We start from the raw sequence: 11,923 nt of genomic DNA on the forward strand, positions 1-11,923 counted from the left end.
CATCGGTGAGCGGGTACGCCGATCTGTCCCGGGACCAGCTGGCGGCGCTGGTCCCGGAGCTGCTGCTGAGCGGTCACCTCATCGACCGATCCGGCATGGCGCACACCATCGCCGCCTTCGGCCGGGAAGGGATGACCGCGGTCGCCATCGAGGAATGGCAGCTGGCCAGCCCCGTCTACACGCGCCGGATGCGGCGCGCACTCGGCATCACCGGGGACGGCGTCGAGACGATCTTCAAAGGGCTGCAACTCGATATCGGTGCGCCCCCGCAGTTCATGGACTTCCGCTTCCGGGTCGACGACCACGACCACGGCGAGTTCTGGCTCGACCACTGTGGTGCGCTGGCCGATGTCGAGCCGATGGGCGAGGACTTCGTGGTGGCGATGTGTCACGACATCGAAGACCCCACCTTCGACGCGACGGCACTGGCCACCAACCCACACGCCCAGGTGCGGCCCGTGCACCGGCCCCCTCGCAAGCCCGCCGACCGCACGCCCGTGTGTGCGTGGACGGTCGTCATCGACCCCGGTCACGTCCCGCCCGCCGTCCCCCGCAATGCCGCGATCCTGGCGAATTCCGTTGCGGCGAACCTGGAACTGGCCGAGATCGACCCGGCCGACGAAGGGCTGGCCGACTACACCGGCCCGCTGCTGAGCGATCTGCGCTTCACCGATTTCTCGCAGTCCGCGCTGCGGCGGATGGCCGATGAGATCTGCCTGCAGCAGCATCTGCTGACCCTCGGTTTCCTGGTCGCGATCCGGGAACGCACCGATGCCGCGACCGCCCTCGCCATCGGGCGCAAGCAGTTCGCCGGGATCGCCGGACTCACCTCGGAACGGATCAGGCGCTGCCTGGCGCTCGGAGACGATCCGGCTGCGCTCGCCACGGTCCTGCGCGTCCACCCCGCGCTGAACCCGGTGCGCTACACGGGAATCGACATCTCGGTCGCCTCCTCGGCTGTGCGCCTGCGCTTTCCGCGGGTGAGCGGCGCCCTGGACGACGGCGCATGGCCCGCCCTGCTGACACCCGACGACCTGCGCCCGCTGAACGCACTGGTCCGCGGGGTGAACCCCCGCTTCGTCGCCCGGGCGAGCGCGGCGGACGAGCACGGCTGGACCGTCGCGATCGACCTGGCCGACGAACCCTTCCGCGAAGCGTCCGAGGTGGCCGTGACCCGGTTCAGTACCGGCGCCGGCTTCGCCTTCACCGATCGCGGGAAGCCCCTGCCGCTCACCGTCGTGTGAGCGGTCGCCGAGAGATGGACTGACATGGCCAACAACTTCGCCGACCTGTTCGAGCACTCCGTCGACGCCATGCCCGACCGGGTGGCGCTGATCCAGGGCGATCGCCGAACGACCTACCGCGAGCTCGACATCCGGGCCAACCGGCTGGCCGACCAGCTCGCCGAGACCGGTGTCCGGCGCGGCACCCACGTCGGTTTCCAGATGCACAACAGCATCGAGACCATGGAGACGTTGATCGCCTGCTTCAAATTGGCCGCCGTCCCGATCAATATCAACTACCGGTACGGGCCGGCCGAACTGGCCTACGTCTACGACAATGCCGACCTCGACGTGCTGGTGTTTCACGCCACCTACGCCGATGCCGTCGGCGCGGCGCTCGCACTCACCCCGACGGTGCGGCGGTCGATCTGCGTCGACGACGATCTCGGCGGCATGCCCGCCTCCGACGCGATCCCGTACGAGTCGCTGCTGCGTGCGGGCAAGCCGTTCCGGCCCGCGGTCCAGCGCACCGGCGACGACCTGTTCATGATGTACACCGGCGGCACCACCGGCATGCCCAAGGGCGTCATGTGGCGCCAAGAGGATATGTGGCGGGTCCTGGGCGGCGGTGTCGACTTCTACTCCGGGGAACCGGTGCGCGACGAATTCCAGCAGTCCGAGACCGGTGCGCAGGCGGTGCCGAGTATCTGGTTCGTGTTGCCGCCGCTGATCCACGCGGCGGCGATGATGCCCACCTTCACCGCCCTGTGGTCGGGCAACGCGGTGATGTTCGAGCCGCGTTTCGACCCGGCCCTGGTGTGGCGTGCCGTCGCCACCCAGCAGCCGCACGTCATGGTGATCACCGGCGACGCCATGGCCCGACCGCTCATCGACGCCTTCGACGCCGAACCGGTGGATGCCTCCTCGCTGCTGGTCATCGCCTCCGGCGCGGCGCTGCTGTCACAACCGGTGAAGAACGCGCTGCTGGAGAAGTTTCCGTCGACGATGGTCTCGGACTCGATCGGGTCCTCCGAAACCGGTTTCGGCGGTATCGGTTTCGCGCAGAAAGACGACAATCCCGCCCGGGGACCCCGGGTCCAGACCGGTCGCGGCGCGGTCGTCGTCGATGCGGACGGGCGGGTCGTCGCGCCCGGCGAGGAAGGCTGGCTGGCCAAGACCGGCGCGGTTCCCCTCGGCTACTACAAGGACCCGGAACGCACGGCGCGGCTGTTCAAGACGGTGGACGGGGCGCGCATCGTGGTGACCGACGACCGGGCCCGCGCGGAGTCGGACGGCTCGATCACGCTGATCGGCCGGGGCAACATGGTGATCAACACCGGCGGCGAGAAGGTGTTCCCCGAGGAGGTCGAGGCGGTCGTGAAATCTCACGACGCCGTCTACGACGCGGTGGTCGTCGGGGTTCCGCACGAGCGGTGGGGTCAGCAGGTCGCCGCCGTGATCTGCGCGGGTCCGGGCCGGTCGGTCGACTTCGACGTACTCCGTGCGCATGTCCGCGATCATCTCGCGGGGTACAAGGTGCCCAAACGGATCTGGGTGGTCGACAGCATCTCGCGCTCGCCCAGCGGCAAGCCGGACTACCGATGGGCCAAGGACTACGTCGCCGGGCGCGCCGCCGATCACGCGGCCGATTGACCCACTGCGCCCGATTACCACAGCAGGACGAACACCCCGATCGGAGTGAAACTACGTAAGTCCAGACTGTCAGACGGTTCGTCTATGAATCTTGATGCGGTGCCGAGTGTTTCGATTAGAATGGGTGCTGGGTGAGATCCTCGGTCACCCGGTGCCGATTCTCGGGCACCAGCGTGAGTCATGCCAACAGTTCTGAAGTCATGCAGGGGGTCAACCATGTCGACAGCTGTCGATTTCGCCGCCCGTCTCATCGATCCCGCCGCGATCGCGGCAGCGGGGCACTCGGCGGTCCTCGCCTATGTCGCACCGAGCAGGCCGGGTGCGAATTTCGGCGCCAAACCGATCACCGCCGAGTACGCACGCGCACTCGCCGCGGCGGGCCTGGACGTCGTATCCATCTGGCAGTACGGCAAACCCGGCAATGCCACCCCCTCGGACTGGACGACGGGATTCGACGGCGGCAGGCGGATGGCCGAGCAGGCGCTGGCCACCCATCTGAGCGTCGGCGGGCCGCGGCAGGCGCCGATCTTCTTCGCCGTCGACGAGGACATCTCGCTCGCGCAGTGGAACCAGACGGCCGTCGAGTTCTTCCGCGGCGTCAACGCGGTGCTCGGCACGGAATGGACCGGCATCTACGGGCATTCGCGGGTGTGCGCGTGGGCGATCGAGGACAATGTGGTCGGCCGTCGCGGCGAATTCAGCTGGGTGTGGCAGACCCGCGCCTGGTCGGGGGCCGAGCGCGAGCCCAGAGCCGTGCTGTACCAGCGGATCATCGACACCCCGAGCAATCCCGGCCCGATCATCGACGGCACCCACGTCGACGTCGACGACATCCTGGCGCCCGACTTCGGGCAGTGGAACCTGGATCGCTCGGTGCCGGTGCCGCAGTTCACCGAGATCGACCGGCTCGGGCCGTCGCACTCTCCGCGCGACGGGGCGCGGATCACCAACTTCCTCCTGCACACCCAGGAGGGAAACGGCACCGCCGAATCGCTGGCGGCCTACCTCAACAACCCCGCCAACGGCGTCTCCTACCACTACACCCTGCGGGACGCGATCGTGGTGCGGGTCGTGCCGGAGGAGCTGGCTTCCTGGTCGGTGCTGTCGGCCAATCCGTTCACGGTGAACCTGTGTTTCGCGGGCAGCCGGGTCGCGTGGTCGCGGGCGAACTGGCTGTCCATCGACGACGACCTGCGGATCGCGGCCTACCTCGCCGTCCGCAGTGCACACCGGCACGGCTATTCGACGGCGGTCATCGCCCCGGACTACCACGTGGGCGACGGCATCGCCGATCACCAGTACGTGACCCGAGCCCTCGGCATCGGCACGCACACCGACGTGGGCCCGAACTTTCCCTGGGACGTTTTCGCAGGCTATGTCGCCGCCTTCGCCGGCACGGCACCGAACGCCATCGATGACAGGGCGGCGGCATCGCCCTGGCTCGGCACCCGGCGCACCGACGGCGAACTCGCCACTCCCGACGGCCTCGGCCGCTTCGCCGAGTTCGAGCACGGGTACGTCTACTGGCACCCGGCCACCGACGCCCACGCGATCCCGACGGCGATCATGACAAAGTACGCCGAACTGGGCTGGGAGGCAGGACCACTGGGCTACCCGATCGCCGAGCACGCCGAACTGCCCGACCCGCGCGGCACCGGTCCCGGTCTCGCGCAGACCTTCCAGGGCGGCACCGTCTACCGCCGCGCCGGGCACCCCGCGTATCGCGTCCACGGTGCGATCGGCGCACGATGGTCGGCGGCCGGATCCGAGAACGGCGAGCTCGGCTGGCCCGCCTCGGACGAGATCACCCACGACGACGGCGTCTACCAGGAGTTCGAGTTCGGCCGGATCTACTGGGTGCCGGGACAGATTGTCGCGCTGCGCAATTCGGGCGACCCCGACACACCGCTCGAGCGTCCCGCGTGAGCGGACGAGCGACCGTGTCGCCGCACTGACTACGCTGGCGGCGTGCCGCGCGCGGACGTGGCACGCCGACCCGTGAGGAGAACCGCGCCATGTGGCCGACCGACTGGCCGTCGTCAGCTCGCACGATCGCTACCGCCGTCGAGGCCGCCGTCGCCGCGGCGCACGCGGCCGACGAACCCGCGTTCACCGAGACAGTGGCGGACCTCGCCGAGCTCCCCGCCGACCAGGTGAGCTCGGTGCTGGCGGCGATCGTGCGGGAACTGCTGGAGATCGCGCATCCCGACGGGCTCACCGGCGACGACGTGCGGGCCGTGCTGGAGGCGGTGGTGCGCCAGTCGGCGACGTGGTTCGCCCGCATCGACGCCACCGCGATCGTCGGCGCGCTCACCGGCGCACTCGGGGTCCACGACGCGAACGAACCCGACCACCCCGCGGTGAACCCGCAGCCCGCCGCGGTGCTGCTCATCGCCTATCTGGCCGGGCTCGCGCGAGTACCAGCACAGGACAGCATTCGGCGGGCCATCGACGAGATCGCCAGGGCCGAAACGGTCGAAATGCCCTGAGCGACCGAATCCGGTCGTAGTGTCCCCACGACCCCCCGGCGTACGATCGGCACACAACACTGACGCGGATACTTCCAGCACGAGGTGATGTCGCATGGTGGACACCGAAGTCCTCATCGTCGGCGCCGGTCCGGTGGGATCGGCAGCGGCCGTCGAACTGGTTCGGCGCGGGGTGCGCTGCCGGATCGTCGACGCGCTGTCCAGTCCACTGCGGTATGCGAAAGCGGTCGGAATCCAGCCACGCACGCTGGAACTCTTCGAGGCGATGGGTGTCCTGCGGGAGATCCTCGACGCCTCGATTCAGCTGCGCGGTCAGCTCGTCTACGTCAACGGGGTCGAAGCGGACCGGCTGGAGCTGAGCTTGCCGCCCGACGTGCCGTTCGGGTTCATCGGCCTCCCCCAGTACGAGACCGAACGCATTCTGTGGCAGCGCCTGGCGTCGATGGGGACGCGTATCGAGCGTGGCGTCGCGCTCACCGGGTTCACCCAGGATGACGACGGCGTCGAGGCCACACTCCGCGGACCCGACGGCGAGCACACCGTCAGAGCGCGCTATCTGGTGGGCTGCGACGGCGCGCACAGCACCGTCCGCAAGACACTCGGCCTGAGCTTCGAAGGCGCGGCATTCACCGAGCAGTACATGCTCGGCGATGTGGAACTGGACTGGTCGCAACCGCGTGGCTACGGCGTGCGGGCGATGCACCGGACCGACGGCGTCACCGATGACGTGCTGGTCTGCATCCCGCTGCCGGGCCACCACCGCTACCGCGTGTCGATGCGCGTGCCGCCGGAGTTCGAGATCACCGACGGCGACAAGACGGCGCACGGCATCAGCAGCGGGCCCGCGCCCGAGCTCTCCCACATCCAGGCGGTCCTGGACCGGCTGGCACCCGAACCGACGACGGCGTCGCGGATGCGCTGGTCGTCGGTGTTCCGGATCAGCCACCGCATCGTCGACTCCTATTCGCGGGGGCGGGTTTTCGTCGCGGGCGACGCGGCCCATATTCATCCGCCCACGGGCGCCCAGGGCATGAACACCGGCATCCAGGACGCGCACAACCTCGCCTGGAAACTCGCCCTCGCGGTCGCGGGTGTGGCCGCGCCGGACCTGCTGGCGAGCTATGACGCGGAACGCAGGCCCGTCGGGGAGGAAGTCGTCGGCCGCACCGTGCGCCATGCCAGGGAGGGCATCGGTGCCGGGGAGTCGGACCCCGACGTGGTTCTGCGCCGGGAGGCCCAACTGTTGATCGACTATCGCGACAGTCCCGTCGTGGCCGAATCCGCGGCCGCCGCGCCGGAGCCGTCGGCGGGCAGCCGCGCACCGGACGCGGCCGGACTGACCCGGGCGGCGGTGACCGACTCCTTCCGGCTGTTCACCCTGCTCACCGGCCCGGACCACACCGTCCTCGCCTATGTCGACGGAACCTGCGACGCCGCCGCGATCGACACCATCGAAGCCTGGGTCGAGCACATCCGGGCAGTGACCGGGGGCAGGCTGGATACCTACCTGATCGCCGCGCCCGACGCCGTCATCGCGCAGACCACACTGCCGATCATCCGTGACCGTGACGGCGACTTCGCCCGTCGGTATCACGCGGGACCGGGCGCCGTCTATATCGTTCGCCCCGACGGCTACCTGGGATACGCCGCCTGCCCTGTCTCCTCGGACGATGTCACCCACCACCTCGCCACGATCTTCGCCCCGCTGAAAACGACCTGACCGGCCCCGCTCGAAGCCCTACGGGGCGCCGGTTTCGCCTCGGCCGCTGCGGGTAGGCGCGCAGGAAGGAGGGGGGTTCGCTGACGACCTGAGGAGTAGGCATGCGTGTCGTGATTGTCGGAGCCACCGGAAATATCGGAACCAGCGTCATCGAAGCGCTGGCAGGGGAAGCACAGGTCGACGAGATCGTCGGCATCGCCCGCCGGATGCCCGCCGAGGAGCGGCCGGGCGTGCGGTGGGAGCGCGCCGACGTGCGCACCGACGACCTGGAGTCGTTGTTCCACGGCGCGGACGTGGTGGTGCACCTGGCCTGGCTGTTCCAGCCGTCCCATCAACCGCTCACTACCTGGCGCGCCAATGTCGGCGGAACCGAACGGGTATTGCGTGCCGTCGCCGCGGCGCAGGTTCCCGCACTCGTCTATGCCTCGTCGGTGGGCGCGTACTCACCCTGCGACGACCAGCGCCGGGTGCCGGAGAGCTGGCCGACCGACGGCTGGCCTGCCGCCGGATACATGCGCGAAAAGGCTTATGCCGAACGGCTTCTCGACCGATTCGAAGCCGAATATCCCGACCGCCGGGTCGTGCGGATGCGACCGGCGTTCAGTTTCCGGCGGGAGGCCGCGAGTGAACAGCGGCGACTGTTCCTCGGCCCGTTGCTGCCGAACAGGCTCGTCCGGCCCGGCATCGTGCCGATCCTGCTGGTCCCCCGCGGGCTGAGGTTCCAGGCCGTGCACAGTCGCGATGTCGGGAAGGCCTACGCGCTCGCCGTCACCACCCAGGCGCGGGGCCCATTCAATCTGGCGGCCGAGCCGGTGGTGGACCGGGCCGCGCTGGGCGCCGCTCTCGAAGCCCGCACCGTGGAGGTCCCGCCGATGCTGGTGCGCACCGCGCTGGCGACGGGATGGCACGCACGCCTGGTTCCGGCCTCACCGGACCTGTTCGACGCGATGCTGCATCTGCCCCTGATGGACACGGGCCGGGCACGGGCCGAACTCGGGTGGCAACCCCATTTCAGTTCCGCGGAGGCGATCCACCACATGCTGGGCGGTCTGCGCAGCGGTGCGGGCAGCGCTACACCGCCGCTCGATCCGCACGCGAGTGGACCGCTGCGCATCCACGAATTCGCCACGGGAATGGGGAGCCGGGAAGACACCGCTCTGCGGGTCTGAGGTGTCCCGCGGCGGCTATGGCGTCGTGCTCGGGTTCCGGCCGACCGCCAGGTCGGTGAGGCGGGTGAGGGATTCGCGGTTGCGCGGCACGAGCAGAACCGCCTGGGCCGCGTGCGGGATCAACCGGCCGGGCCCGCGTACCGCGCGTTCGCTCATCGTGATCTCGCACGACTCCGGGCCGGTCGCGCGCAGTTCCAGCCGGACGACGGCGGCGCCGACCGGCCAGAGCCGGGCTTCCAGTTCCAGCGTGTGCGGCGGGTCGACGGATCGGACCGAGGTCGTGTCCTCGATGGTCAACGGCCACGGTCCGACACTGTGATGGATCCGCGCGCCCAACGCGGGCCACGCGTCGTCGACCTCGCGGATGTGGGAAGCGCCGACCACCCAGCTCGAATACAACCATCCGTCGGCGAGCACCGCGAACACGTCGTTCACCGAGGCTTGCGCCCTGTGCGTCACCTCGACCATGCTGCCTCCGATTCTCGGGACGTCATGTCCTGGGTCTTCTCACGCGCTGTCGACCAGTTCGTTGTGGCCGGCCATGCGGGCACAGCTGGCGCAGCAGTACACGGTGCCGGTCGCTTCGACGCCGTGGCCGAGGATCCGGCAGCTGCAGTGCGCGCAGCTCGGTGCGAGTTTCGATGCGGCGCATTCGATGCTGTCGAAGGTCCAGCTGTCGCCATTACGGCTGACGGTGAAGGACCGGGCGTAGTCGTTGCCGCAGGTTTCGCAGATGGCCATGGGTGATTACCTCTCTCGAATCGTTGTCAGCGTTGACGGACGAGCGCGGCTACGCCGTCTTCCGACGGCAGGCCACCGGATACCGTGGTCACTTCGGCGCCCATCAGGAGCGCGGCGACGGGAAGAGCTTCATCGGCTCGGCAGGTCTGGTGTGGTGCCGTGCCCGCGGTCCAGCTCGCCGGTCCGTCCGGGCCCGCGACCACCTGCGCGCGGTCGGCGCCGACCAGGACGGTGCGGTCGCCGAGCCGGTCCGGGTCGATCAGCAGGCGATCGACATTGGCCATCCGCAGCGCCTCGGCGGTCGCGCCGAGTCCGGCGACAGCCAGGCCGCCGGCACGGCCGAATTCGGCGGCGAAGGTGTCGAGCACCTCCTGCTGCACCGCGTGCTGACGCAGCAGCGGTATCAGGTACGGCAGCGCCGAGACCCGGACGACTTCCCGCGCGGGTGGCTCGGGCAGGTACTCGTCGACGTGGACGGTGTTCTCGTCCAGGATCAGCAGCCTGCCCGCCCGGCCGCGCCCCGGCGGGCTGTCGGTGATCGCGCGGTCGAACAGGTCGAGCATGCCCTGGCCCGCGCCCGCGGTCACCAGCCGTTCCCGGACGGATCGGCAGCGCAGGGCCAATGGCTGTGCGGAGTCCTCGGTGTCAGGTGACGCGTCCATGTATACGACGGCGAACGGCCCGCGCCGCTCCGCTATCTCCAGCAGGTTCATGTCAGTCACATCGCGCGCGTACCCGATCATGGGAACCCGAATCGAGGTGTCGCCGATTTCGGCACACCGAGTTCTGGTGGGGCCGGGTACTCCGACGGTGGCAGAGCAGCCGGGTCCGCGCGCGCGGACGGAACAACGGCCGTGGCATCGGCCAGGTCCGTGTACAGCGGCACCCATTCGGTGAGGCCGGCGACGGCGACGATGCGGTCGATCGTCGAGGGCACCGGGTTGACCACGCTCATCAGCGCGCCGCCGTGGCGGTAGGCCTTGGCACAGGCTGCCAAGTCGAAAATGGCACGGCACGACATGAACGTCACGTCGCTGATGTCGACCACCAGGTGCCCGTGCTCCCCCGCGATCCGCACGGCATCGTCGAGGATGTCCCGCCACCGGGCCGCGGTACAGGCATCGATCTCCCCGTACACCTGCACGACGGTGGCCCCGCCGCCGAGGACGATCTCGGCACGCAGGCGTGACGCGAGGTCGACGGGCTGGTCGTCGCCCCGGCTGGAATTGGTGTCCACGAGTACCCATTCCTCGGCACCGGCAAGCTCGCACGGCCCCACCGGTCCTGGCTGCTCGAGATCGGCTGGTTTTTCCCATTCCAGCACGCCGGATCGGCGCTGTCATCGGTTGTAATCCACCTGATGCGGAGCACCGGAATCGCGAGATCCGATGAGTTTCGGCGTTCGGAACCGTCATCACCACCATGAGGACGACCACATCGAAGGACGGCACGGAACTCGCCTACGACGTTTCCGGCGACGGTCCAGCGCTGATCTACATCACCGGCGCGACCTGCTTCCGTAAGTTCCGGCCCATCGCCGCCGATGCCGCGGTGTTCGCCACGGAGTTCACCGTCTACAGCTTCGACCGCCGCGGCCGCGGCGACAGCGGGAACACGATGCCGTATGCGATGGAACGGGAGGTCGACGACATCGAGGCGCTTGTCGATGCCGCCGGTGGCACCGCGATTCTCTACGGTCATTCCTCGGGCGCCGTTTTGGCTCTCGAAGCCGCGGCACGTATGCCGCACAAGATCGCCTCGGTGGCGATCTACGACGCGTCCTACGTGCACGACGAGGCCGAACGGGTTTCCTACGCCCGGTTGGCCGAGGAGGTGGGTGCCCTTCTCACAGCTCACGAGAACGCCCGGGCGCTGAAGGTCTTCCTCCGGGGAATCGGCATGCCGCGCGCGTTCGTCGCGCTGTTGCCGCTGTTCCCCGGCTGGAAGACCATGAAGGCCCTCGCTCCGACCTTGATGTACGACATCGGCCTGACCGAGGTTCTGCCACCGGTGGAACGGTTCACGAGCATCGACCTGCCTGTGCTTGTCGCGGTCGGCGAAAAGAGCCCGCCCGGCCTGCACCAGGTGGCCGGTCAGCTGGCCGAAGCCATCCCCCACGCGACCCATCGCATGCTGGCCGGACAAAACCATATGGTCGGTGCCAAGGCGTTGCTGCCGGTTCTGCGAGAAGCGGCGGTGCACGCCTGACCGGCAGTCCCGTCAGGGCGCGTCGCCGTAGATGACGAGCCAGATCGCGCGGCCGAGCGCCTCGGCCAATTCCTCGTCGCCGATACCGGTTTCGGCGGCGAACGCGACGGAAATCGTGCGCTCGACCATCGAGGTGAGCACCAGTGCGGTGGCCCGCGGATCGAGCTGCTGCCCGACGCGGCCCGCCGTCCGCTCGGCCTCGAGCCGCGCGCGCACCAGTTCGGCGAAAGTCGTCACGCGCGAGCGCCAGTAGGCGCCGACTTCCCGGTCGTAGGAGGCGACTTCGCTCAGGGCGAGCAGCAGATAGCGGTGGTCGCGGAAACCGCCGATCATCGCCCGCATCGCTAGCACGACACCGGCCTGCTGATCGGTGTGCTCGGCGCTCCACCACAGTTCCGCCGCCGCGAACAGATCGGTGGTCGCCAGCTCCGCCATCCGGATCAGCAGCCGGCTCTTGTCCGGAAAGTAGCGGTAGAAGGTGGATCTGGCCGCACCGGAGGCGGCGGCGATCTTCTGCACGGCGATCTCGGTGAACGGCGTGCCGTCGGCGAGCAGGTCTTCGACCGCGATCAGGACACGGCGCTCGAATTCGGCGCGCCGGTCGTCGGCGGGTTTGCGCGCTGATCGCGGGACCCGGGTCAGCGAGGGCATCGGCGGACCGTTGCCGGTGTCGAGGCTGGTGCGCTGGCATTGACCATGCGCCCATTGTGCCCGTCGCGC

General features: G+C 69.1%; 12 protein-coding genes. 7 read left to right on the plus strand and 5 right to left on the minus strand.

Features of this window, described 5'->3' with window-relative positions; genetic code table 11:
- Nucleotides 1-5: 5 nt before the first annotated feature.
- The 6 genes from ACWF9G_RS21955 (at nucleotide 6) to ACWF9G_RS21980 (ending at nucleotide 8,254) form a co-directional block, all read left to right on the plus strand.
- On the plus strand, nucleotides 6-1,244 hold the full coding sequence (locus ACWF9G_RS21955; protein ID WP_452517472.1) for a hypothetical protein: 1,239 nt from the start codon (nucleotides 6-8) through the stop codon (nucleotides 1,242-1,244).
- A gap of 24 nt (nucleotides 1,245-1,268) precedes the next feature.
- Nucleotides 1,269-2,876 (plus strand): acyl-CoA synthetase, encoded by a 1,608-nt coding sequence (locus ACWF9G_RS21960; protein WP_452517473.1) that lies wholly within the window; start codon nucleotides 1,269-1,271, stop codon nucleotides 2,874-2,876.
- 216 nt (nucleotides 2,877-3,092) lie between these two features.
- Nucleotides 3,093-4,802, plus strand: a complete 1,710-nt coding sequence (locus ACWF9G_RS21965; RefSeq protein WP_452517475.1) for a glycoside hydrolase domain-containing protein — start codon at nucleotides 3,093-3,095, stop codon at nucleotides 4,800-4,802.
- Between the two features lie 89 nt (nucleotides 4,803-4,891).
- On the plus strand, nucleotides 4,892-5,365 hold the full coding sequence (locus ACWF9G_RS21970) for a hypothetical protein (protein WP_452517477.1): 474 nt from the start codon (nucleotides 4,892-4,894) through the stop codon (nucleotides 5,363-5,365).
- Nucleotides 5,366-5,459: 94 nt separating this feature from the next.
- The gene (locus ACWF9G_RS21975) at nucleotides 5,460-7,085 is read left to right on the plus strand and encodes an FAD-dependent monooxygenase (protein WP_452517478.1); all 1,626 of its coding nucleotides are present in this window, start codon (nucleotides 5,460-5,462) and stop codon (nucleotides 7,083-7,085) included.
- Nucleotides 7,086-7,186: 101 nt separating this feature from the next.
- Nucleotides 7,187-8,254: an NAD-dependent epimerase/dehydratase family protein gene (locus tag ACWF9G_RS21980; RefSeq protein WP_452517480.1), complete on the plus strand. Its 1,068-nt coding sequence runs from the start codon at nucleotides 7,187-7,189 to the stop codon at nucleotides 8,252-8,254.
- Nucleotides 8,255-8,269: 15 nt separating this feature from the next.
- Here ACWF9G_RS21980 and ACWF9G_RS21985 read toward each other — a convergent pair whose 3' ends face one another.
- From ACWF9G_RS21985 to ACWF9G_RS22000, 4 genes are read right to left on the minus strand one after another with little or no spacing between them, the layout of a single operon-like run.
- Nucleotides 8,270-8,722 (minus strand): SRPBCC family protein, encoded by a 453-nt coding sequence (locus ACWF9G_RS21985; RefSeq protein ID WP_452517482.1) that lies wholly within the window; start codon nucleotides 8,720-8,722, stop codon nucleotides 8,270-8,272.
- 39 nt (nucleotides 8,723-8,761) lie between these two features.
- Nucleotides 8,762-8,995: a hypothetical protein gene (locus ACWF9G_RS21990; protein ID WP_379307732.1), complete on the minus strand. Its 234-nt coding sequence runs from the start codon at nucleotides 8,993-8,995 to the stop codon at nucleotides 8,762-8,764.
- Between the two features lie 26 nt (nucleotides 8,996-9,021).
- On the minus strand, nucleotides 9,022-9,717 hold the full coding sequence (locus ACWF9G_RS21995; protein ID WP_452517484.1) for a hypothetical protein: 696 nt from the start codon (nucleotides 9,715-9,717) through the stop codon (nucleotides 9,022-9,024).
- Nucleotides 9,718-9,734: 17 nt separating this feature from the next.
- Entirely contained in the window at nucleotides 9,735-10,232 is a 498-nt protein-coding gene (locus ACWF9G_RS22000) for an STAS domain-containing protein (protein ID WP_452517486.1), read from the minus strand.
- A gap of 185 nt (nucleotides 10,233-10,417) precedes the next feature.
- Here ACWF9G_RS22000 and ACWF9G_RS22005 point away from each other — a divergent pair, with 185 nt between their 5' ends.
- Nucleotides 10,418-11,203, plus strand: a complete 786-nt coding sequence (locus ACWF9G_RS22005) for an alpha/beta fold hydrolase (RefSeq protein WP_452517488.1) — start codon at nucleotides 10,418-10,420, stop codon at nucleotides 11,201-11,203.
- A 12-nt stretch (nucleotides 11,204-11,215) separates the two neighbouring features.
- Here the strand turns inward: ACWF9G_RS22005 and ACWF9G_RS22010 are convergent, their stop codons facing one another.
- The gene (locus tag ACWF9G_RS22010; RefSeq protein ID WP_452517490.1) at nucleotides 11,216-11,854 is read right to left on the minus strand and encodes a TetR/AcrR family transcriptional regulator; all 639 of its coding nucleotides are present in this window, start codon (nucleotides 11,852-11,854) and stop codon (nucleotides 11,216-11,218) included.
- Between the last annotated feature and the right edge of the window lie 69 nt (nucleotides 11,855-11,923).

This window comes from Nocardia sp. NPDC055029 (genome assembly GCF_053608525.1).